General features: G+C 37.4%; 30 protein-coding genes. 3 read left to right on the top strand and 27 right to left on the bottom strand.

Features of this window, described 5'->3' with window-relative positions; all coding sequences use genetic code 11:
- Positions 1-65: 65 nt before the first annotated feature.
- Entirely contained in the window at positions 66-863 is a 798-nt protein-coding gene (locus BCM40_RS07950) for a hypothetical protein (RefSeq protein WP_071450553.1), read from the bottom strand.
- 647 nt (positions 864-1,510) lie between these two features.
- Complete coding sequence (locus tag BCM40_RS07940; protein ID WP_065526405.1) at positions 1,511-1,822, bottom strand: hypothetical protein; 312 nt, start codon at positions 1,820-1,822, stop codon at positions 1,511-1,513.
- Between the two features lie 463 nt (positions 1,823-2,285).
- On the opposite strand from BCM40_RS07940, the gene BCM40_RS07935 reads away from it, so the two are divergent.
- On the top strand, positions 2,286-2,903 hold the full coding sequence (locus tag BCM40_RS07935) for a hypothetical protein (protein ID WP_065526406.1): 618 nt from the start codon (positions 2,286-2,288) through the stop codon (positions 2,901-2,903).
- Between the two features lie 267 nt (positions 2,904-3,170).
- Here the strand turns inward: BCM40_RS07935 and BCM40_RS07930 are convergent, their stop codons facing one another.
- From BCM40_RS07930 to BCM40_RS07910, 5 genes are all read right to left on the bottom strand, one after another.
- Positions 3,171-3,617, bottom strand: a complete 447-nt coding sequence (locus BCM40_RS07930; protein ID WP_065526407.1) for a hypothetical protein — start codon at positions 3,615-3,617, stop codon at positions 3,171-3,173.
- Between the two features lie 164 nt (positions 3,618-3,781).
- Positions 3,782-4,435, bottom strand: coding sequence for a hypothetical protein (locus tag BCM40_RS07925; protein WP_156851275.1), 654 nt, complete (start codon positions 4,433-4,435; stop codon positions 3,782-3,784).
- Positions 4,436-4,533: 98 nt separating this feature from the next.
- Positions 4,534-5,034: a hypothetical protein gene (locus tag BCM40_RS07920; protein WP_065526409.1), complete on the bottom strand. Its 501-nt coding sequence runs from the start codon at positions 5,032-5,034 to the stop codon at positions 4,534-4,536.
- Between the two features lie 136 nt (positions 5,035-5,170).
- A complete protein-coding gene (locus BCM40_RS07915; protein ID WP_065527714.1) occupies positions 5,171-5,578 on the bottom strand; it encodes a DUF4279 domain-containing protein in 408 nt (135 codons plus the stop codon).
- Between the two features lie 88 nt (positions 5,579-5,666).
- Positions 5,667-6,167 carry a HEAT repeat domain-containing protein gene (locus BCM40_RS07910; RefSeq protein WP_065526410.1) on the bottom strand — a complete coding sequence of 167 codons (501 nt, stop codon included), beginning with the start codon at positions 6,165-6,167 and terminating at the stop codon, positions 5,667-5,669.
- Positions 6,168-6,314: 147 nt separating this feature from the next.
- Here BCM40_RS07910 and BCM40_RS07905 point away from each other — a divergent pair, with 147 nt between their 5' ends.
- Both BCM40_RS07905 and BCM40_RS07900 read left to right on the top strand, forming a co-directional pair.
- Entirely contained in the window at positions 6,315-6,929 is a 615-nt protein-coding gene (locus tag BCM40_RS07905) for a hypothetical protein (RefSeq protein ID WP_065526411.1), read from the top strand.
- A gap of 145 nt (positions 6,930-7,074) precedes the next feature.
- Entirely contained in the window at positions 7,075-7,419 is a 345-nt protein-coding gene (locus BCM40_RS07900) for a hypothetical protein (RefSeq protein ID WP_065526412.1), read from the top strand.
- Between the two features lie 73 nt (positions 7,420-7,492).
- Here BCM40_RS07900 and BCM40_RS07895 read toward each other — a convergent pair whose 3' ends face one another.
- The 20 genes from BCM40_RS07895 to BCM40_RS07800 form a co-directional block, all read right to left on the bottom strand.
- Positions 7,493-7,825 (bottom strand): hypothetical protein, encoded by a 333-nt coding sequence (locus BCM40_RS07895; protein WP_065526413.1) that lies wholly within the window; start codon positions 7,823-7,825, stop codon positions 7,493-7,495.
- Between the two features lie 481 nt (positions 7,826-8,306).
- Positions 8,307-8,924, bottom strand: coding sequence for a hypothetical protein (locus tag BCM40_RS07890; protein WP_065526414.1), 618 nt, complete (start codon positions 8,922-8,924; stop codon positions 8,307-8,309).
- A 32-nt stretch (positions 8,925-8,956) separates the two neighbouring features.
- On the bottom strand, positions 8,957-9,508 hold the full coding sequence (locus BCM40_RS07885; RefSeq protein ID WP_065526415.1) for an SAP domain-containing protein: 552 nt from the start codon (positions 9,506-9,508) through the stop codon (positions 8,957-8,959).
- Between the two features lie 258 nt (positions 9,509-9,766).
- On the bottom strand, positions 9,767-10,438 hold the full coding sequence (locus tag BCM40_RS07880; protein ID WP_065526416.1) for a 5'-methylthioadenosine/S-adenosylhomocysteine nucleosidase family protein: 672 nt from the start codon (positions 10,436-10,438) through the stop codon (positions 9,767-9,769).
- A gap of 212 nt (positions 10,439-10,650) precedes the next feature.
- Positions 10,651-11,142, bottom strand: coding sequence for a hypothetical protein (locus BCM40_RS07875; protein WP_065526417.1), 492 nt, complete (start codon positions 11,140-11,142; stop codon positions 10,651-10,653).
- 265 nt (positions 11,143-11,407) lie between these two features.
- Positions 11,408-11,671, bottom strand: a complete 264-nt coding sequence (locus BCM40_RS07870) for a hypothetical protein (RefSeq protein WP_065526418.1) — start codon at positions 11,669-11,671, stop codon at positions 11,408-11,410.
- 80 nt (positions 11,672-11,751) lie between these two features.
- Positions 11,752-11,991 (bottom strand): SHOCT domain-containing protein, encoded by a 240-nt coding sequence (locus tag BCM40_RS07865; RefSeq protein WP_065526419.1) that lies wholly within the window; start codon positions 11,989-11,991, stop codon positions 11,752-11,754.
- A 61-nt stretch (positions 11,992-12,052) separates the two neighbouring features.
- Positions 12,053-12,745, bottom strand: a complete 693-nt coding sequence (locus BCM40_RS07860; RefSeq protein WP_083394490.1) for a response regulator transcription factor — start codon at positions 12,743-12,745, stop codon at positions 12,053-12,055.
- A 135-nt stretch (positions 12,746-12,880) separates the two neighbouring features.
- Positions 12,881-13,591 carry a cytochrome c biogenesis CcdA family protein gene (locus tag BCM40_RS07855; protein ID WP_065526420.1) on the bottom strand — a complete coding sequence of 237 codons (711 nt, stop codon included), beginning with the start codon at positions 13,589-13,591 and terminating at the stop codon, positions 12,881-12,883.
- 38 nt (positions 13,592-13,629) lie between these two features.
- Positions 13,630-15,531, bottom strand: a complete 1,902-nt coding sequence (locus BCM40_RS07850; protein WP_065526421.1) for a copper resistance protein CopC — start codon at positions 15,529-15,531, stop codon at positions 13,630-13,632.
- A 27-nt stretch (positions 15,532-15,558) separates the two neighbouring features.
- Positions 15,559-16,125, bottom strand: a complete 567-nt coding sequence (resA, locus tag BCM40_RS07845) for a thiol-disulfide oxidoreductase ResA (protein ID WP_083394489.1) — start codon at positions 16,123-16,125, stop codon at positions 15,559-15,561.
- Positions 16,126-16,261: 136 nt separating this feature from the next.
- Positions 16,262-17,290 carry a F510_1955 family glycosylhydrolase gene (locus tag BCM40_RS07840; protein WP_065526422.1) on the bottom strand — a complete coding sequence of 343 codons (1,029 nt, stop codon included), beginning with the start codon at positions 17,288-17,290 and terminating at the stop codon, positions 16,262-16,264.
- 4 nt (positions 17,291-17,294) lie between these two features.
- Entirely contained in the window at positions 17,295-17,492 is a 198-nt protein-coding gene (locus BCM40_RS07835; RefSeq protein WP_065526423.1) for a hypothetical protein, read from the bottom strand.
- Positions 17,489-18,895, bottom strand: coding sequence for a sensor histidine kinase (locus BCM40_RS07830; protein WP_065526424.1), 1,407 nt, complete (start codon positions 18,893-18,895; stop codon positions 17,489-17,491). Before BCM40_RS07830 ends, BCM40_RS07835 begins: the two co-directional genes overlap by 4 nt.
- 122 nt (positions 18,896-19,017) lie before the next feature.
- Positions 19,018-19,920 (bottom strand): cytochrome c oxidase assembly protein, encoded by a 903-nt coding sequence (locus BCM40_RS07825; protein ID WP_083394488.1) that lies wholly within the window; start codon positions 19,918-19,920, stop codon positions 19,018-19,020.
- Between the two features lie 18 nt (positions 19,921-19,938).
- Positions 19,939-20,751 carry a prolipoprotein diacylglyceryl transferase gene (lgt, locus tag BCM40_RS07820; RefSeq protein ID WP_065526425.1) on the bottom strand — a complete coding sequence of 271 codons (813 nt, stop codon included), beginning with the start codon at positions 20,749-20,751 and terminating at the stop codon, positions 19,939-19,941.
- 70 nt (positions 20,752-20,821) lie between these two features.
- The gene (locus BCM40_RS07815) at positions 20,822-21,556 is read right to left on the bottom strand and encodes an urease accessory protein UreH domain-containing protein (protein ID WP_065526426.1); all 735 of its coding nucleotides are present in this window, start codon (positions 21,554-21,556) and stop codon (positions 20,822-20,824) included.
- 239 nt (positions 21,557-21,795) lie between these two features.
- On the bottom strand, positions 21,796-22,128 hold the full coding sequence (locus tag BCM40_RS07810; protein WP_065526427.1) for a hypothetical protein: 333 nt from the start codon (positions 22,126-22,128) through the stop codon (positions 21,796-21,798).
- 94 nt (positions 22,129-22,222) lie between these two features.
- A complete protein-coding gene (locus BCM40_RS07805) occupies positions 22,223-22,747 on the bottom strand; it encodes a hypothetical protein (RefSeq protein WP_065526428.1) in 525 nt (174 codons plus the stop codon).
- A gap of 44 nt (positions 22,748-22,791) precedes the next feature.
- Entirely contained in the window at positions 22,792-23,127 is a 336-nt protein-coding gene (locus BCM40_RS07800) for a DUF7668 domain-containing protein (protein WP_065526429.1), read from the bottom strand.
- Between the last annotated feature and the right edge of the window lie 57 nt (positions 23,128-23,184).

Below are 23,184 nucleotides of genomic sequence, written 5' to 3'. Positions count from 1 at the left end.
GCCTCAATTGCTGCTTGGAACATTTTTTACCGGTCAATAAGGCTTGGTTGAAGTAACCGTCAACTTTAATAATCATCATGATCACGGCTGGTTGCTAACCAACTGTTCAGGATTGGTTTGAAAACCTGTACTTTCTCTTCCGAAACAGTCATAAACAAATACTCGTGGCGAGAAAAAATCGCTCTGGTATTGTAAGTGAACTCTCCAGGGTATTCCGAAACCTGCCCCGTTGTTTCAAATTGCCATAACAACAGCCGGTTTTCTTCAAGAAACACTCCGAATTCATAGGTAAGTGCATACGCGATGATATTGCCCGTATAAAAAGGCAACTCTATTGTTCTTTCTCTCTTTAACTGCGCATCTAAGAAGAACAGCTGATTGGAATCCATACCAAAACTAAGGCAGGTATAAGGTTTGTACCGGGCAAAAAGAGCGTCGTATACTAGCTGATTCTGGACAGCGATATCATAATAGGATTCTGTATGCTGAAAGGGTGCAGCGTAATTTAATCTGTTTTTGCCGAGTTTCTTTCCGAACACGCCTTCATCACCATAAATACACAGTACGCCTTGTCGATAGGGGAATAATTCAAAAATATCGTTTCCGACCTCACATTCAAAAATCAATTCCCCTGTCAGGGTATAAAAAGATAAGGTCGTATGATTTAAGAGACAAAAATGCTCTTGAGTAAACCGAATCTTCCAATGTCCAGTTGGACCAGTGAAAATTTTCTGGCCGTTTAACTGGACTATGTTTTCACCCTTACCTTTCAAAAGAACAATCACCTGGTCTTTTTTGCAATCCGCATCAATAATGGGCCACTGGTCACTTCTGAAAAGCGTTTCTTCCTTCAAATGCATCACGATCATTTCCCTTCCATTCAGGAATTAGGCAGCGCCGCTTAAAAAAATCTATCTATTTCTTAGTTATCGTCATTATTTTTGAATGCAACTTAACTGCACATAGGGCACATTAAAACCCTAGTCTTTACTCACTTTTTTTAGGTATTACTGAAGCTGTTTTCATGTTTTATCTTATCTATAAAATTAAAACCTACTCATTAAATATACTTAGAACTTTAAATAATAGCTAGATAATTTTGGAAATAAAATTCTTCGTAAAACTGCACTTTTTCAGCTACAAAAACAGAGAAGAAACTGATGCTTGAGTTTCTTCTCTGCCGAAAACCTATAATATATAAACTGAACTAGAATTAAACCCTAATGTTCTTTATCTGTTCTTGCAAATCCCATTTCTCAGGCTTCTCTTTTTCAGTAAACCAGTTTGCGCCGCTTTCGACCCACTCCGTCCGATAACTTTCTAAGGTATATCTTAGTTCGTCATCGTCGTACCCTGGTTGAAAACCGCAACAATAACAAATCAAGCTAACGTTTGGTATGCCCTCATCGTTATATAATGGTCCTGGTAATCGATCGTATCCACATACCAAACAGACAAATGTTTTTTTACAAAAAAACATTTTTATCGCTCCTTCTGTTTTGCTACTTACTCAATTAGCGTCTTTGTTTTTTGTAGAAGGAAGTACTGATTTTATTTCTTTATCAAGAAGAAGCAATAGCTTTTTTTGTGCTTTATCGCTTCGAATAATCCTCCTAATACGAACTGTACTTTGTAAATAATGCCTGACGCGTTTATTTACAAAAAATAAACGATGATACTTTTTATCCTCGTACACCTTTTTAAACCAATCGCATTCATTTAATCGTTCAATATTTCGATCAATTTTTCTCGTGTTTAAAGTATCACTATAGCCAACACCGCCAAATAGTCCTCCAATTAATTCAACTAACACACTCAACATAATTTTCCCCTATCCCATTCTATTTCTTTTATTGCTAACCCCTGTTTAAATCAATCATGTTTTCTACTATCACCTTTTCTATCTCTCTAATTTTATTGAACTATATCCATTTTGTATAATCTTTACCTTCGAGTACTTGTTCTAACGTCATTTTTCGTGAAACGATAATATCGGATTCAGTAAAAAAGAAAAAACGAAATCCGAAAATACTTTCTCGTTCTTCAAGTTGATAGTCACTCGGCCTCCACTTTCCAACTGTTTTAAGATCAGTAAACTATCAGTTTTCCTACGCAATTTTAATTTACTAAATTTGTTGTCGAAATAACTTTCTCCCATAGTACTAATAACACTACATTCCATCTCTATTTTTGGGGATTAATTCATCCTTTCCTGAGCTTTCTTTCTTATCCGCTCACAAAGCTAATGAGTATTTGTTACAATCATAGAAAAAAGGAGCTTGATTATGATTTGGTTTAAGCGTATTTTAATTTCATTAGTAGCGGCTATAATGGCAACAATTAGTATAGGTAGAGGAATACAAGGAATCTATACTTTTTATTTAAAAGAAATTGTACAGGTACCTTCTACGGAAGCTGCATCGTCTGTACCCGATTTCGGGCTTTTGGTGTTTCTAATTTATAGTGAATTGCTACTGATGCTGCTACTATTTATCATTTTCATAGTTTTTTACGAGCGGCTAAATATGTTTGGTCTGTTACTTGGGGCAGGATTTGGATTTTGGCTCGTTCACTTACTGAAACTCTTTGTCCAATGGACTGGGACTAATCCTAGTTACAGTGAATTGCTATATGTATATCCTAATATAATAGCTTTTTTCTGTATGCTAACTGGTTTCTTTTTCATCAAACACGATACAAAACGATTTAGTTTAGCAGGAACTGTTGCTGGGGCAGCATTCGGAATTCTGATTTCATACGGGGCAGTAATTGTTTATCGCTGGATGGATAATACCCTGACATCTTTTCTGTATTTCGACTTAAAAGAAACCACAGCAGTAATGATCGGAATTTCAATATTCGCATTCGTAGGCAATAAAGTTGGCAAGAAGAGGCGATTGTAAGTGACTCTCAATAGCTTAACTCCTCTTTGAGATTATCTGCTTCTAGTTCTTCAATAGGTTTCATTTGAATTCTTTCATAAAGCCCATAGTAAGTTAAAAAAGTACAAATAATCTCAAACGATATTCAACAAAAAAGAGCCCAAAAGGACTCTTTTTCTTATTAATCTCTTTCTCCTTTTGTTTTCACGAAATGCATCAAGCTTTGAACAATAAGGATGACATAGAGCATTACTGCAGAAAATACAACAAGTGCGCCCATCATGATTTTTATCCAGATACATATTGTCCCAATTCCAGGTAGTTTCCAACAAAATAAGGACCGGCTTCATATTGGATGCTATCTCTACTTTCATAGTATTTAGCAAGTAGAAGTGAAATCATGGAAGCAATTTTCGGATTTGCTTTGTTTAATGCACTCCTTGCTTGTTCAACTAACACATAATCCAACTCTCCCTTATGCAAGCGAGCAAAAAGCAAAATCAAAACGAAATAAATCGGCTGGTCGTTGTGATATGTCAGCGCCTCTCTGGTGTACTCAGATGCCTGTTCATAATCCTCAAGGGGATCCAGTGTTTCGAGCAGAATCAATCGATTCCACCCTTCTAGATCGTCGGGGTTCATCTGTACATAATCGATCAATAAAGCTTCAGCATTCTCTAATTTTTCATCGTTAACTAACGCTGTTATTTTTCGCTTTAATTCTTCACCCTTCATGTTCTCACCCCATATCCATACATTTGGTGTCTAGCCTATCGTCGCCACCTACACTGCCCCTTATTCTCTGTCTTTTCCTGCAGCTTTAAACTAGGATTCCGAAGTAACTTTCTTGCTATTAAATTACATTCAGAATCAGTAAAAGTCATTCAAACATGGTCTGCTTACTTCTGCAACAAATTCTCCAAGTCACGATAACTGTATTCTGTAGTAAAGACTCCCGTTATCATTTCATTGATGTACCGGATAACATCCAGATCGTCATGGTTGTCGAATACACCCTCTATGTAGACGAATTTTACATTGGCTAATCCTTTTTTTATCAATGCCTTCCCTGATTCCTTTTTTCCATATCGCAAATAATGCTGCCCTAAATCGGTATAGTTTCTAACAATATATGGGTAGTCCTGGATTGACCGTTTTAATAAGAATTCGTAATGAGCCTTATCTTTACTCTGATAGTGGTCGGCAAGCAGCAGTGAAATAATGGCTGCTATTTCCGGATTTTCTTTGTGTTGTACTTCTTCGGCTTGCTCTACCAGTTCGTCATCCAGTTCTCCTTGGTACCAGGGAGTAAAAGAAAGAATCAGAATAAAGTAAAGCAGATTGGTTGGGTGGTACTGCAAGGCGTTCCGAGCAAAGTTAGCGGCTTGTTCGTAATCTTCAAATGGCGTGAGCGTTTCCAGTACAATTAATCGATTCCATCCCTCGATGTCATAGGGATTCTGCTCGACGTAATCAATTAATAACCGTTCAGCTGTCTCCAGTTTCCGGTCAGCTACCAATGTCGTAATCTTTTTTTGTAATTCCGTATCCATCATATTCCTACCTCTCAAAAACTTATACAGGACTGTTTGATAAGCACTATTATGAATGTAACTTAATTAGAATTAAATTACATTCAGATTAAGCTTAGTTACATGGGTTCTCTGTCATTAGAAAGTACAGCTGCAAAAACATTTAACGGTTCACTCATTTTTTCTTCCTCTCCCATATCGGCAGAAATTTCATCTTGAATATCGGCAATAGGGAAGCCGTCATGAAACTGAAATTGCAGAAATTCGGCAATGATGGGTTCTATGCTCGCTATCGTTTTGTATGGGCTGATAAAAGGCAACTTTTCGTGGAAAGCTGATATCAGACTGAACTTTAAGCTAGCAGCCTGCCAGTCAAACCAAGCATAAAAAATCATGGGATGATCACTAATTTGGGTAATCTGTTCTTTTCTATTGGTTTGGACTTGAGTAAAGAATAAAACCAACTCTTCCATGGTGAATTCATTTGCTAACTCTTGTCCCATTGAAATACCCCAGGTGTTTTCTCCTGTTTCACTGAACAGATCGTCAATAGAGTTCCCAATAAAGATGGGATCTTTAATAATTTCGTTCAGCTCTTCTATAAACTCTTTTTTGCTCATTTGAGCCTCCTAACTGCCTGAAAACGCTGAATATCATTACCAAGAAATCAAGTTTTGAATGTAACTTAATTGGAGTTAGTTACATTCAAATCCAGCAAACATGTTCTACAAGTGGTTCATAAAATTTAAGTTTTAGCTACATTACGTATAAATCGAAATGTATTTCAGCACCGATTGCACTTGCATAATCAATGATCTCCTTTTCGAGACACATTGCAGGTGTTTGGTTCTTTCCAACTTCTATGACGATTATAAAAATAGATGTTAATTTGTATTTCTTTTTTAGTCTGATTATGTCTTTTTGTTTTCCTTCAAGAAAATTCAACAGTGATTTCAACTGGTCATTGATGTCGTATGAATTTTGATATCCTGTACTCAGCGTCCAATCGGTTTCTACTCTTTTCCTTACTTCTGGTGAAAACGTAGTAGCTCTATTTTTTTCAATAATATCGCCTTTAGTATAAGTTTCAGTCGGTTTAATGGTCAGTACTTCGGTAATTTCTTCAAGTGGAAAATGGTCACCTACTAAGCAGAAGTAAGCCATCACTTTGGTAACATCCAAACTAGTCCCTCCTGTTAGTCAAATAAAATAAAACGCACTTTCATAAAATCTGAATGTAACTTAATTAGTATTAAGTTACATTCAAATCAAACAGAAAATCTAATATATCGCTATGTAATTCTTGCTGTCTTTCAATCTCGTCCAGTCGCTCTTTTACCTTTTGCAGGGATTTCAATAATACATCGCCAGATACGTTTCTGTTCATGGATTCTATAAGTTGATAAGCACCTGCTTGTACTTCATAATTTCCAGTTAAAAACTGATGGATGAGTATCTCTAAATGCGCCGTACAATCAAAAAGTTCTAATGCGTACAATAAAGTTCCCCTACTTCCGAGTGTCCTGGAATCGTTAAGCAAGTTAATCAAAGGAGAAACTGCTTCTTCATTTCCAATATCTCGTAAGGCAATAGCAAGCAAATTTCTTAAATTCTTGTCTTCAGTTTGGGTGAGGTGCTTTATCAGTATTTTGGTTGCTTCCTGATGTTGATCAGCGGACATTTCACCCAATAATAGTTCTACTTTTTCCACGTCATTATTTTCTAATGCTCTTTCTAATACACTGAACTTCATTTGCCTCTCCCCCTTTAATAGTCAATCTGAATGTAACTTAATTACACATAAGTTGCATTCAACCATCGTTATGTAAACTGCAAATTCTAGATAAAAGTGTAATACTAAGAACAAGACATATTCTTCAATGTAAAGGAGGCGAAACGTATGGATAAGGTTTTTATCATTCCTGAAACTATTAGGTCGGATGGAGAAATGCTTTTGTGTGAGGAGGGTCAAACCATTGAGAAGTTTCATATGGCTCCTTTTGACTCTATTGCTGATCCTGATTCAACAGGTGAACTACTCGTTGAGTTCATTTGTACAAAATTCCTGTTTCCAATCTATCTTACATTTGAACCGTTTAGTGGCATGGAAGAGGATTTAGAACGCCTTTTCCAAGGCAAAAACATTGAATACTCTTTAAAATTTGAGGGTTTGAAAAACAAACGTTTTCCTGTTTTTAAACTCACAATCGAAAAACCTTCTTCACTGACTTTTGTTTTACAAGAAACTTTTTGGATAGCAACTTGTAATAACTTCTACGCCTTTTCTTTCTCGGATAATATCGTGTATAAATCCGTGATAGGAAAGAGCTGGTTTGGACGTGAGAAGACCTCGATATGGCCTCACTTTGATATGAATGGTGCATCGACAGTTATCGAAATTTGGCATGACGGGGATGGGTTAAATCTCTATACAACCGAACCTCGTTTTTCGACAATTGAAAAGCTGACCAGCTATTTTCCAGTTGGAACATCGATTGTAAACAATGAAGATTAAATGTAACTTACTTGCTAATAAGTTACATTAGTTTTATTAAGTGAGAATTTATTATTTTTCCAATTAATGTAACTATAAAGTGTTTTTCTCGTCTAATAAAACGTGAGGTATTTATTGTTTTATAAAGAAAAGGAGAGACGATATATTGAAAAAAACTTGGGTTTTTATATTAATTTTATTATTGAGTGGATGCCAAGAACAAGAAGAAAATACTGAATCTTTAGAACAGTCAACTTATGAGGTGTCTGGGACTATAACGGATATAAATCAAGATAAAATTCTTTTGGAACTATCACAAGAACTACAAGAAAATGAGACAATAATATGGGTTAATGTTAGCGATGAAACCAGTATTCAAAATCTTCAAGACACTAAACTAAATCGAGATAGTTTGCGTGCGCAAGATGAGGTGAGAGTAATTTTAGGAGATACGTGTACAGATTCTATACCAAGAATTTGTTATGCAAAAGAACTATTTATAAATAAATAAAACTGAGGTTTGATAGCACTTAGAATGTAACTTAACTGCACTTAAGTTACATTCAACCCCTAGTCTTTATTGGTTATTTTTCGTCTAACTCAGCTATCCATTCTTTAAACCAATCAGGCGGTAATTCTAATTTCGACAAATCCATCTTCATCAGTTGTTTATGGGAATAAAATCCGTACCAATGCAAATCCCATTGACACTCTATATCTCTTGCGATGACACGAGCCAGTTCACCTTGGTCATCTATATCTTCATCTTCCCAAGCCATTGTTAAATTATCGCACCACATGCAAAAATCAACTTGAGAAAATTGATTTTCTTTCTTGCAGACTGCATCTAAAAGAGTCTTAAGATTTTCATATGAATACGGAAGATCGATGCTAGTTTTATTCCAATTCCACTCCACAAGGTAATCCTCCTCTTTTAGTACAATTCATGAGCCTTGAAAACTTTTGTTTTTCATTTTTCACCAATAATATCATATTAAAATTATATTCAAAGGAAATTTATCAGAAAATAACCGTTCGCAAAAGTACACATATACAGACAAAAAAGAAGCTCTATTTTGAGCTTCTTTACTTTCGACAATCCTGAAATATGTAAGCCTATTAGTGGTCTATTCATCGTCCTCTAAGTAACATCGACTAGCTGCAATGCAAATCAGCCTTTCTCAGAACGGAGCTCCTTGAGACACCACAAAAAACGCTAAAAACTTCTATAAATCCTCCCAATCCCCAAACTTTTGGGGGCTGCATCGTCGGTTGGCAGTTTACAAAGGTGCATTGGGAAAAGCCCAAAGAATAGATTTACTATAAAAGATGAAGTACATAAAAAACAAAAAGGTCAAAGAAAATAAAAACTTCTGCCCTTCTAGTTTTAGAAAATATTTAATTCGTAAGTCTATTGTCAATTCTCACTTTCATTTCCTTTATTACTTCTAAATCAAGAATATCTATCAGCTCAAACACCATTTCTAACTTTCTATTTTCATCAGTTATAAATAAATCTAATATGTCCATTAAGTTCTCTTCTTCCTCTTCCTGTTCTCCTTCTTCATCGTCAAAGCCTTTCTGGTGATAGTTATTTATATCTTCTTGATAGCCTTCGTGACCAAGTTTTTTTCTATTACTCTGATATAAGTTATCGAGTAATTCTCTATATAGTTCATCCCCAGGATTAGTCAATAGAGCAATAATGATTTCATGAAAGTTGTTAAAGGAGATTAATGAAGGGTCTTTTATTGCAAAGTCATAGATATATTTTAAAATCTCCTCAAAATTATCATCACTAATAGTTAAACCCTTGAAGATTGTTTTGGAGGACAGAGGTTCGCCTAATTCTGGACTTGCGTGAAGGGAGAGAAATTCACCTAACCCTGCACTTGTGTTAAACCAACCAACTTCTTTACATTTTTCTAATTGCAAATTAATTTCTTCGGTTAATTTCCTAAGCCCATAAAGAAATGATTTTTCGGGATTGTTTTCTATCTGATATATACGTGCCACTATTCCACTGGTTTCTGATTCATAATAATCAATTAGTGTATTGGGGGATCTAAATCCCAATGTTTCATAAAATAATATTCATCAAACTTACTCTCGTAAAATAAGGGATACCTAAAGATATCCCTTTTGTTTTTATGTATCCAAAGGACATTCTTATACTTTTCCAGAACCTCTAAACCGAGTTCTGTAAGAACAAAACAACTCTTATCTGTATGATTACGAATATCTTCATCACTCGCATGAGTCTCTATCCTATTAATTAATACATCTTTCGTGCCTTTAACTGGTTTAGATATTGCCTTAAGGATAACTTTCATTTCTACAACCGTTAAATACTTTAATATTTCTTTAGGTAAGTTCTCTCTTATCAATTCATTTTCTTGTAAATTTGAAACCACTTGAACAAAATCAAGAAATATATCTCTCGCTTTAAACGAGTCTATCGAGTGTGTATGACCAGAAAAGGTTTCTAAAGGATCGTTTACAAAAGTAGGTCTTTTATTTAACTCATGTAATACTAGAATATCTTCAACTTTATATATATTATTATTGTTGTGTATTGCAGGCGGGCTAAAGTTCGTCATGAGAATACTCCTTAGTATTTATTTATCGAAGGCTTTCGTAATTGACAACGGGCTTATTGCATATTATAAATCATACCATTTTCTTAGATTCCGTATTCTCGCTCTGTACAGTTCTAGTCTACATATCACAGGTTATGAAAATTTCTATAAAATAAAGGGAGATGCTAATAGCCAGCACCTCCCTTTGCTTTATGTAAGACTTCCGATAATCCGGAATATGTAAACTAATCTAATTTAAAAATTTTACTGTATATTTATTTAAATAAATCTTTTTAAATATTCATCATAAATTTTATTCATAACTTTTGGAGTGTTTTCTAAATACACATTCATTTGTTCAATGTTCGATTTGAATTTGTCAGAGTTTCTTTCATCTGTTGGAAAGTCAGATATCCCTTTAATAATAATGCATTCGATATCATTCTTCTTACAGATATACGCAATTGCACCTGACTCTGTATCAGCTACTGTTATATCGTTTTCTTTAAGTTCTATATAATCATTCCACATAACTACAGCTTTATCTGCAGTCCCAATTGTACCCGTATAAAAATCATTTCCATATTTGGATAGATTGATGTCGACTATGAAGGATTGTTTAATGAAGGGTTCAATTTCTTTTACTGTGCAATCATATTGAACAGCTCTCTCAGGTACAAAAACATCTAAATTGCTGAACTTCCCATCTATTCCTGCACAAGTTCCAGCAACGATTACTTTCGTTAAATTAAATTTAGCAATCATGTATTGATTTCCACCCACGCCATTTACTTTTCTCACACCAGTACTGTAAAAAATAAGTTCGGCATCCTCAATTGTTCTGATGAAATACTCGCCGTATGGGTAAGCGAAACGTTCACTATCTTTTATACCAAAATATTTTAATGATGCCTCATATTCCCACTTCGTCGCTATACTTATTCCAATCACCGAGTTATCACCTACTATTTTCATTTTCGCTATTTCTAACAATGATACCATGTTGTAAATTGATAATTATGATCAAAATTTTTTTATAGAATTAACCTATCTTAAATAAACAGTGCAATTAAATAGATAAGTAAAAAGAAAAAAGCTTTTCTCTTTCACTCCTCAACTTCCGATAAGTTGTCATATGTAAACTTCATAATTAATCCGGAACATCAATACACTTGCACAACCACTTCATATCCCTCGAGCCAATTGTCTGTCTCTACCTCTTTAATATCGAAGCTCAAGGAAATCAAATTTTTGAAGAACTCCAGATAATCTCCGGAGATGATGACAGTAATTTGACCTTCTTTCTGTGCATGCGCTTTGATGAAAAAAGGCTCGGTTTTTGATACATCAAAAAGGGCCTCATCAATTTTCAACGTTGAAGCATCAATACGAATTTCCTTTTCTGTCTTGTTTTCAATTTGAATTTCAAGCGTGAATGCCTTGGTGACTTCATTTATAGAAATAGAGACTATAAGAAAATGATATTTTTCTGTATTCAACAAGGGTATTTCTAGATGATGATCTTCTTCAGTTCCGACGAAAGCTGCCCATTCCTCTGGTGACCATTCATCCATTTTGCTGGTATCAAATTTCCTTCTGCCTTTTGTTAAATCTATCGAGATGAACTTTCGCTTCTTCGCATGAGAAAGATCCATACCTCCCTCCTCCACTCTGAATACAAATCTCAGAACCTCTTAACATTTTTTCTATTAAACTCGTCATGAGAGTTGATTTAACTTCTGATAATCCGAATTATGCAGACTAGTGAGCTAACAGACTCTATGAATTTAATTTTGTTTTAAAAGTACTGCCTCCATAGCCTGAGCAATAACTTTCGCTGTTTTTTCTTTCTTTGGTTAGTCACTCTTAGTTGGGTCAAAAAAATAAGGCCTCATTTAGAGACCTTATTCACTAACGATACTATTCAATTTCCTTTGAGTCATCGATAGTTTTCGAAAAACTTGCACAAGCACCCATCATCTTTTGTCCTTCAGATGAGTTCATTGCGTTCATCATACTGGACATATTGCCATTCTCCATCATGTTTGTCATTCCATGTTCATTGGCATTTGCCATGTTACCGGCTTTATTGCTATCCATGCCATTAGCAAATCCGGTAGATCCCATTACTAATAGTGTGGACAAAGCTATTGATAAGATAAAAGGTGTTTTTCTTAGTTGCATTACTTTCCTCTCCTTCTTATAGTTGGTTCATCAAAGTTTAGAATATGAATATATTGAATTTGTAAGATACGAAAGTTTAACTATTTGTTTTGCAAAATTTCCTTTCTGTCTTCAAATTCTTGTTTTTCTATTTCCCCGCGTGCAAACCTTTCTCTAAGAACATCGACTGAGGAATCTCCTCGCTTTTCGATTAACGATGTATTTTCTTTTTTTGTGTTTTGCTTCATCAGGAATCGGATTATTCCATAGATGATGAATCCGACTATGAGAATCCAAAGAACCATAGTCAGCATCATGCCTCCACCCATCATTGACATCATATATTTCACCTCCAATCATTGTAAATATATTTTGATGCGGTTTTTAATAACTTCTGCTAATTCATTCTTGTGTATTAAATTTATATCCAACACCCCAAACCGTTTTAATGGGATTATAGGACAATCCAGATCTCCGAAGTTTTTCCCGTACATTCTTCACATGTGTATCAATCGTACGCAAGTCGCGAAAGTCTTCGGAATCCCAAATGTTATCTAATAAGATTTCTCGAGTAAAAACTCTTTTAGGCTGACCTGCAACCATATAAAGGATATCAAACTCTTTAGCAGTCAACTCGACAAGTATTCCCTTGACCTTTACTTCTCTACTTTCACTATCAATAAGCAGATCTTCAAAAGCTAGATGAAGGTTATGTCCTCCCTCTACTTTTCCTTTTTCTCGGCGAAGCAATGCCTTAATACGTGCCACCAATTCTTCAGGAGCAAACGGTTTAATCAGGTAATCATCGGCCCCAAGGTTTAAACCACGGACCCGATCTTGAATATCATTTCGAGCAGTTAACATTAGAATTGGCATTTGTTGAGTCTGTCGAATGGCTGAGCAAACTTCCCATCCATCAATATCTGGCAACATAATATCTAGTACTAGTAAATCGTAGGCGTGTTGCCTGGTCAGCTGGATAGCTTCATGTCCCCCGCGAGCCTCATCCACCTCAAAGTCTTCTTTTGACAAATACAGCTTCACGAGATTTCTCATATTCCATTCGTCATCGACTACCAAAATTTTATTTCCCACCTTAAAACCTCGCTTTTTGACTGCTTATTCTAACTCTATCCTTAAAGTTTGTAGTTACTGTGAAGTTTATTGATTTCTACCGTATTCATTTAAACGAATATAGTGGACGGAGATTAAATGATAGAATATAAATGCTCATAACCCCGTAAAACCATTAAAAAAATTATTAGACAGAAATGAAATCATCTTCGTCATCCAGTCAAAATAGAGGAACACCCCCATGATAATCATCGTAATTCCACCGATTTTCATTATGAGTCCGCTATATCTCTTTACCCACTTCATTCTTCCAATAAAAAAAGACATAAAGAAAAAAGGAAGTGAGAAACCCAGGATATAGGAGACCATATAAATTAAAGCTTGGTTGGGATTCGAAATTCCTAGAGCAATAACCCCTGCCAAAATAGGACCGGTACATGGAGTCCATCCGGCTGCAAAAGCGACCCCGATAATACTAGATCCTAAGTAGCCACTTGGACGATCTTTAAATGTCACTCTTTTTTCCTGCATCAGGAATTGGGGTTTAAAAACCCCCAATGTGACCAATCCTAACAAGACAATTAAGATTGCTCCCATCTGTCGCATCAGATTCCCATAATAGCTGAATAAATTGCCGAACAAAGACGTAGAGAAACCCAGAGCAATAAAAATAAGGGAAAATCCTAATAGAAAGAACGTGGTATGCAGCAATGCACGTTTTCTCAGTATCCCCTTACCGTTCTGTAATTCATCCACAGACATTCCGGTTATATACGACAAAAATGCGGGATAGAGAGGCAGGCAGCAGGGGGATACAAAAGATAACACCCCAGCCGCGAAAGCCAATAACAAATTTACATCTTCCATTCCCGTCCCGCCCTTTTTCAATTAGTTTTTTATTTTCGCTACTCATTTAACCGCATTTCCCCGGGTATGACGACTCGAAAAGCAAATTCCACTTCTTCTCCACTCGATTTTTCCGCCTTCACTTTCATGTTCATCGTACCAGCAGCATGAAGAAGATTTCCGGTAAGTTTAAACACACCTTCTTCAACTTGGAATGCCTTGTAGTTTACCTGGTAATTCGGTGGCATGGACAACGTTACATCCACGTCCTCAATCGATTCGCCTTCGAAATCCATGGTTAAAACGTTTAACCCCAATTTCAAAGGTGAGAAACTGACATTCACCTTAATATTTTCTTTTTCTACAGTAGCAGGATATACGCCTTGTTCAGCTGAACCGGGTGTTGAAACAACCAACACAGATGCGAACAGTAACAGCAAAGCCGCATAAATTATCTCGACCCGCAACCGGTTGAGCACTTTAGAGAAAGCTTTCTCTGTTAGTTTTTTAATTAATCTCCTTTGGAGAAACCCAATCACCAAAACAGCGAGGGTTAACGCCATTTTCAAAATGATCGCTTTCCCCCATTCACTTTCCCAGAAGCTTTCAATTGTATAAGAAGGAACATATTTTATTGTCATGTATAACCCCGTTACAATAATGACCATTAAACTGACGAATGCCCAGTTCGAAAAAGCCGGTAGCGTGGTTCTTAAAAATTTCTTCATCTCTTCTTTCTTGGGAAAAGTCAGTATTGCTAGTAAACCACCAATCCAAATAGAAGAAGCCAGTAAATGTAATGCATTCATAAATACTGAAAAGTAGCCGCCGTATCGTGGATATGGTGCATGACCGGTAATAAAGGGAATCAACAACAGCGTAGCTGCAAAGAAGAAAAGTCTAACTTTGGGTAAGAAGACGCCCAGCAGTAATAAACCAATCTGTACTAATGGAATCCAGACAAATTTCAGCGAAAGGAACTGAGTCAATGACAGGCTTTCCAATTCACTTTTTTGAGCCATAAGTACGAAAACCATACCAGTGAATACAGAAAGTAGAAGGAGCAGTGAAAGTGGATTCCGTTTCAGCAAAGTGATTTCTTTATGTATGACCGTATGAAAAAACGCTACACCAAATAAAGCCATGATGCCGATGAAAAAAAACCAGTATCCCGTTTGTTTTAATCCCATACTAGCGAACCATGCAAATCCGACTGGCTCTCCTTCATTTGGCTGTTGGATTGGAGTGAATTCATCTACAGCAAAATAAAACACGTCTATGGCATCTGGTAGGCTTACATCTTCTGATGCCACGGGCCGGGCGTACCAGGTGACTTGATAGGTTCCTTTCGGCAGTTCTTCGTTGAATTCAATAATTACATGATTTGGATCTTCAGAATCCATAACAGGTTCCTTGATATTGATCGATTCTTGCCTGTCATCGAAAACTCCGATAGCGGTTATGTCAGCGGGCTGATTAAACCAAAGTTCTATTTTCTGAGGAGAACCACCAGTGATTTCTCCATCTTCGGGATAATTTTGAATAATTTCAAACTCCGTCTGTGGTTGTTTTTTTGCTTTTCCACCTACTTGGAAATTCAGTTTTTCTTCCAATACATCGCCATCTAAAGCAACTACACTTATTTTAGCAGTATATCTACCCGGCAATAATTCCTCATTCAAGTTACCGATAATATGCGTCTTATCATCAGGATCAATTCGTGTATCCTCTAGTTCAATTTTAGTTCCAGATTGACTATTTAACTGAATAGATTCAGCGTGCAGAACAACGGGGTCCTGAAACCAAAATTCGAGCGTTGTCGGACTTTCAGTTAGCCGTTCTCCTTCTGATGGACTGGTTTCTTCCAAGGTAGAATGAGCAGAACCATGGTGCGCTAGAAAAGCAACGTGCGTCAAAAGCAACGTAACGAATAAAATAAAAAATTTATGGACAAAATTCATAACAATCACCTCCTTACGTCTTTGAACTCACTGAGTAATAGACGTTTTATCAATTTCAGATTCCGGCACTATCAGTTTCAAATAGTCAGCTATCTGTGACTCCGTTAAACTGGCAGTAATTCGATCAACCACTTTTCCATTTTCATCTATCAGAAAGCTGCTGGGAATTGCCGCTACATCATATAAATCCATCGTTTCTTGATTCAAATCAAGCAAGATAGGAAAAGTCAATCCGTATTTCAACGCAAACTTTTCAACTACTGGCTGTGGCTCTGCTACATCTACGGCTAAAATTATAATGCCTTTTTCTTTAAACAGTTCATACTGATTTTGTATGAATGGCATTTCCTTTTTACACGGAGGACAATAAGTGGCCCAGAAATTCAAAAACACACCTTTTCCTCTATAGTCCCTTAAGTTTACGGTTTTTCCTTCAAGTGTAGTAAGTAGAAAGTCGGGAGCTTCGTCTCCAATAGAAAGGACTTCTTCATTCTTCTGGATATCGGAAAGGTTGGTGAAAAGCACGTAGATTATCACGATAGCAACCCCGACTAAGATACTTTGTTTCCTAATGGATCGTCCTTTATCACACAATGCCTACCACTCCTAACTATGAAGTCACCCTGCTTAGAACAGTGCCAGAAAAAATGGCAACCAGATTGCGGTCACCATTTTCATACAGTTTTCGATTAATCTTGAGATTTGCTAATTTCACATAAGCTAAAAACTATTATTTTGCATCTGACGTTGAATTAATGCCTATCCCTTTTTCAGCTATTTGGTTCCAGTTATCACCAGAATCTTTGATCGTGTAAATATCTTTTTCTATTGTTGCAAATGTAATGTGGTTTTCGTCCTGCGGGTTTACTGTGATATAGCCGATTGTATTTTCTTCATTCAATTCAGGAATTGAAATTAATTGTGGCTCATTTGTTTCGCTATCGAATATTGTTAAGTTCACTTCATTTGAAACACTGCCTGCAATTAAGCCCCCTGTTGGAGAAAAGGTGACGGCTGTAGTGGGAGAGTCTGACACTGATTCAAATGTCTCTCCAAAATTATTTGACAGAAAGACTCCTTCACTTGCACCTAGAGCGATAATTGCTTCGTTTGTCGGGTGTGCCGCTATTGAAAATATTGTCCCTTGCAAGCCCGTCATCTCACTTTTTGTCCAAGTCTCTGTATCGTCTGTGGAATAATATAAACCTATTTCATCCATTCTTGAATTCTCTTGCGGATTCATCACATAAATGGCATGTGAAATGTATCCGACTGCCATTCCATGAAAATCCACTTCTTGATACAGATCCAACATTTCCAGGTTTTCACCCATATCAGTTGTTTTGACCACCCCGAATGGATTTCCCAATGAAGTACCTGGACCTGGATGACCACTGCTGTAAAACCCATCATCAACCATAACAAAGCCCATATAATCATGCGGCTCAGCTGCCGCTTCGCGCCAGATACCATTTTCAAACACTTTGAGTCCATCATGGGAAGGGACAAATAATCCGGCACCGTCTCCTGAGAACCCAAGCCCGTGTAAGTGCATCATTTCAATATCGCTCATTTCCGGGGTGTATTCTTCGGCAGGCGTCGTCTCTGCTTCGCCTTCTTCAACAGTTTCTGCTTCGTTTGATTCATTGTCAGCCACTTCTTCAGTTGCTGCATTCTCCATAGCTTCTTCTTCCCCCGAGCACGCGGCGATACTTCCCGCCAATAGCCCAACCAGAAGCGCAAATGTCAATTTTTTCATTTTGTTACCTCCTCTTTCTAGCATACTGCCAATAAATTATTGCAGTCAGGACAAGTGGAACGCCCATCCATAAACAAACTTGGACAAATGTTGTTAAAAAAACGGTCAATCCGGTTTCTAACATCAATGTTCCAGACATCGTTAAACAGAATATCCCAATAACAACCAACATAACAGCTAAAAAAACCTCGATTTTTTTCACGGAGATTCCCTCCTTGTGATTGGGAAAGTAAGTTCAAAACATGTTCCCTTTCCAATCTGACTTTCCACTGTAATGGTTCCTCCTTGCAGCTCCACAAGCTGTTTGACAATCGCTAACCCTAGTCCTGTTCCACCAAACTCTCTCGACCTTGATTTTTCTACTCGGTAAAATCGCTCAAATAAAAAGGGAATATCTTCTTGTGGAATGCCAATACCTGTGTCTTCAATGACTGCTCTTGCAACTCCGAGGTCAGTGGAAAGCTTTATTTTTATGAAACCGTTTTCTGTATAGCGAATGGCATTCTCAAGTAAATTAGTGATGATTTGTTCCATTCTTAATCCATCCGCATTAATGCCGGGAAAGTCATACGTTTGATTAAACTCCAAATGAAGACCTTTCGCTTGTGCCTTTATTTTCGTCTTCAGTAACGCATTTTCTATTACTTCTACCAAATTCACTTCTTCGAAAACCAAGGCAACCTTGCCATCTTCCATTTTTGATAACTCAAACAAATCCGAGACCAGCTTAGACATTCTTTGAGCCTCCAATTGAATAATCTGTAGATACTGTTCTTTTTCTTCTTCTGTTTCGTACAGGCGATTCCTTAGTGCACTTGTGTACCCTTCCAAATACGTAATAGGCGTTTGCAATTCATGTGAGATATTCGCTAAAAATTCCCGTCGATTGGATCGATAACGATGAAGTTCAACTGCTAGGTCATTTATAGCTGCTGCTAACGTGCCGATTTCATCCATTGAACCGCGAGTGACCCTTGTATTCAAGTCGCCTGCGGCTATTTTTCGGGTCGCCTCCTCCATTTCAAGAAGAGGGCTGGACAATTTACGCGACAAAATAAAAACAAGGCCAAGTGCCAAGAAAACTGCCCCTACCCCCGCTAAAATTATCGCCCTTTTAATCAACTCCAACGATTGATATAAGTCTTCAATAGAAGCCAAAACGACAATTGCTCCGATTACTTGCTCATCGTCAGAATAAATGGGCTTTCCAACTTGAAGATAACGCCGATTGGTGATGTCATCATTATATTCATGACGAATATCAACGTTCTTCGTCATTACAACAAGGTCCTCAGAACGGATAGCTTCGCCTATAAGTACATTTTGAATACCTGAATTCGCAACGACTACCCCTTGTTCATCCACAATAATTATCTCTTGTTCTGTTACTGAGGCCAGCAACTCGAATAATTCAAACTGCTGTTCATCGAGTGAGTCAATTGAATTTGCATAGCGTTCTGATGCTTCTTCTACTTCTTCCTGAACCTTGCTGAAATAAAAACCGGAAAAAATTTGATTTACTATAAAACCAAGTGGAAGTAAAATTGCCAATACTAGCAACAAAACACTGACACCTAATTTAACTACAATACTGTTCCACTTCATCGATTTTCATCATCGCGTCGAAATTCCATCGAAATTCCATTTGACTGAATAGAGTTCCTGAAATTATTTTTCATTTCATCCGTAACCCCTTTCACCTTATCCTTCAAAGCTCTTGCATTTTTTCACTGGTTAACTTCCTCTATAAAGGAATTAGTTGGCACTGGATCCACTTTACTTAATCGTTCTTTCCTAGCCCACGTAAAGAAAATATAACCGATTACTGTACTGTATACAATCTCCTGAACAACTTTCATGACAATACCACCTGTCCGCTGATCCTCGAGCGGTGGAAGAGAAGCAAAAAGCTGCGGAGCATCTGAATAGACCGTATAAAACGATTGGTCTGCAAAAATGATGAGGGCGCACGCCGGTGTCAGCAACATCCCCGCCGCAAAAATATAACCAATTTTGTGGATTTCAGACAATGTGTCCAATTCTTTGACCATAGGGATAAGCGGGATCCACATAAAGAAAGCTGTCAGCGTTAACACAAAATGCATTAGGTTGTGCAGAACATTATTATCCACTACAACATTGAATACTAAGGGAATATGGTAAAAAGAAAATAATACATTAAACATAAGTAATGGAATCAGCGGACGTTTCAGGAAACTCAGTATTTTCGTCCGTATACCTAGGCGGACTATCGGTGCAACAAATCGTTTCGGAAGACCCAGCAACAATAATGGCGGCAAAAGCGTATATATTAACGACTGTTCCAGCATATGGGCGCTGAATAAGTAATGATCTCCCAGTACATGCAGTGGACTGCCCAATGTCACATACAGCACCACTAAAGCCGAAAAGAAAAAAGCAAACTTCTTAAAGAAATCTTCTTCCGCTTTGAATTGATAAACATAAGCCACTAAAACGACAACCAAAGCCACTGCCATCCAAAGGCTCCATTGTGAAGCTAAATTAGCTGCCTCAGTTGCTTCATCAACGTCATTATGCGCCAAAACGCTTTCTGTTGGATCTAAAAACAGTACCAGTAAAACGCTGAATAATATCCCAATTACCTTCACTGTCTTTCTCCTTTCTTTCTACTTGTCCAGATAATGCACTGGTTTTTTAAACGCAACACGTCTATAAGTAAGTAATCCGAGCGCTAGTATAATCGCCATCACGGAAACCAACTGCGCTGCCCGCAGTTCACCAACTACGTACAAACTGTCTGTCCGCATGGCTTCAATGAAAAACCGTCCGGCAGAATACCAGATCACATAAAAGAAAAATAATTCACCTCGAACCAAATTGACTTTTCGAAGCAGTAATAAAATAATAATGCCAGCCAAGCTCCACAGCGATTCATACAAAAACGTCGGATGGTAATAAACGCCGTCTATGTACATCTGGTTAATGATCCAGTCGGGAAGGAACAGGCTTTCCAGAAATGAACGTAACACTTCTCCGCCGTGCGCTTCCTGATTGATAAAATTCCCCCAACGGCCAATTGCCTGTCCTATTAAAATGCTTGGCGCCAAGATATCTGCCACTTTGAGAAATGACATATTGCGCTTTTTGGTAAAGACATAAGCGACAATGACAGAAGCGATTAATGCTCCGTGAATGGCGATTCCGCCATTCCAAATAGCTATGATGTCTGCTGGTTTGTCTTTGTACTGCTCCCACTCAAACGATACGTAATAAATACGCGCTCCAATGATTGCTAGTGGCACTGCCCAAATCAGCAGGTCCGTCAAAAAATCGGGATGGAGCCCTCTTTTGACCATCTCCCGCTGGCCGACCAAAAAAGCAATGATAATTCCCGCTGCGATAATGACACCGTACCAGCGAACATCGATTGGTCCCAGCGAAAACGCAATGGGGTCTATTGACGCTAAAGTCTGATGCATATACTACCCCTTTCTAATTCGTTAAATCTTCATACTTATTTTCCTTTGGATTTAACAAAATCTGTAAGACTCAAATACTCCAGTAAGTAATAGTGTCCAGTACACCTAAAGTAATTAAAATTACTCCAGAACCTTTTTGCATATAAAATCCGAGTTTTCTGCCCTTTTTCATCACAGCTCCGCCAGCTCCGAAATACCAAATCAGAAAAATGGCAATGAACAATGGCACAGATGTTCCGATGGCGAACAAGCTAGGCAACACCATCCCATAAGAAGTGGAAAGAACAACAGGCATTAATGTTACAAAGAATAGCACAAACATCGTCGGACAAAACCCCAATGAAAAACTGACACCAAGTAAAAAGGATCCCATTTTCCCCTTCCGCAAAAACTTCTTTGGTACCTCCAACAATGTAAAGGTGCCTTTCACTTTAAAAAATCCCAGCAAAAAGATGCCTACAACGATAAACAACGGTCCTACTACTTTTCTGAACCAAGGAAAGTACATTGTAAGCTGAGACTCAAATTCACTCCCTAGCCCCCACACTAGCAGTCCTAATCCAGTAAATACGGTAATCTTTCCTAGTGAAAAATATAAAACTTCACTCCATGCTGTTTCTTTTTGAAGCGACTTATTTCCGTAGAGGGTAATAGCCCCAATATTTCCTGTGAACTGACAGGGTGCCATAGCACCTACGATTCCGAGTAAAAAAGCAAATAAAAGGGGAGTGCTCATAAAACTATTTGAAAGAGTGATAAAGGGTTGCATCATAATATTGCTCATTTGACTAAAAAATCCATACATTAGAACTCACCAACTTATTAACATTTTTGACTTCTTTATAATAGTCGAAAAGTTTGTGGAAAGTATGAAGTTGAAATTATACATTTTTCCAAACTAAAAAGACAAGAGGCTCGGGTGTGAGTCTCTTGTCTTCCGATAAGTTATGATATGTAAACTTGTATTCATTCAAAATCCGAATATTACATTACAATTTATTAATAACCATGTTGATGAGCTCAACTTGCCCATGCATATAAGGATTAGTCCATTTCTTTCTTCCAATCAATAAACCACTGTTGCGGAAGCTCTACTTTAGAAAGGTCAATAGATTGTAACTCTTCCATTGAGTAAGTATTGACAAGAAACAAATCCCATTGGCATTCTATGTCCCGTGCCACTCCTATCATGACAGTTTCTTCATCGTCCCATTCTCTTTCGTCATCCTCAAAAATCATTGTTAAATTATCACACCACTGGGCAAATTCGTAATGTGAAAATGTATTTTTATTTTTACATATCTCTTCTAATAACGTTTTTAAATTTATATGAGAGTATTCAAGGGTAATGTTAGTATTATTCAAATTCCAGTTCAATGTATATCCCCCCCCTCATTTTTTGTATGAAAATTGACCAACTGCATACAGTCGACTAGAACATAACACAACCAGATTCACCTTACTTTTAGGGTTACCGAGGATCTTTGAATACGATTTCGTAAGTTTCACTATCAAGTTCCAGCTCTATCGCCTGATTTATATCCAGAAACTCCGTGCAGGAAATGGATAACATCTTCCCATGCCAATCCACGAACGCAATCATATCTACTTCAATAGGAGGCGGTATGGTAGTGACTTCCTGTAAATTAGGATGTAGGAGGTCAATATGATAATCATTAGCCACAATGAACTCGCCTGAAGGAGAAACGGTGAGGCATCGATAACCGGGTTCAGAAACGTAATCAAGAAGGTCGCCGGTGCCTACATCCAATTTGAATAAGTAGTCGGAAGTGAGAACGAGAACGACCTGATGCCTTTCCGATAAGGCCACCCCTCTCGGGAAACCGCGGAAGTTTCCGCACCATTCCGCTAGATCATCATTCGTGAACATAACCCACGTCCAGTCGCCAGAATTCGAGGAATTGGGAATATCATAGATCCTTTCCTTGTACTTCCCTGATTTGGGTTCGTCTATCAGTGTTGCTTGCCTGATCATAGCCACTTCTCCTTGCGGAAATAGATTTTATAATTCTATTTTTTTTAAAGTACATGAATGCTGTCAATGGCAATTGATTTTTCCTGATCCGTTAACCGGACCGTGCAAGTCAAGGTCAAATCCGACTTCTCCCCATCGACCCATAGTTCATATTCCATCACCCATTCGGGCTCATCGTCTATTTCATATAAATCAAGGTTTTTGTAGTCTATTTCAGGCGATGCTGTCAAAGTTCCGCCGTAATCATCTAGCTGCTCTTTTAGTTCTTCCACGGTATAAGGTCCGCTTCTTCCCGTTTCTTTAATTAACTCTAATTTGCCGCTAACTAAGTCTTCGACTAATGGTATGAGCAGAGCAAGAATCTCATCTTTCTCTTTCATATACTTTACCTCCTTTTTATAGACTTTTCATAAATATACGCAGAAACTTAATTGCTG

Source organism: Planococcus donghaensis (assembly GCF_001687665.2).
Classification (GTDB): domain Bacteria; phylum Bacillota; class Bacilli; order Bacillales_A; family Planococcaceae; genus Planococcus; species Planococcus donghaensis.
The sequence above is the reverse complement of the archived record's forward strand: the minus strand, read 5'-3'. Positions and strand labels throughout refer to the sequence as shown.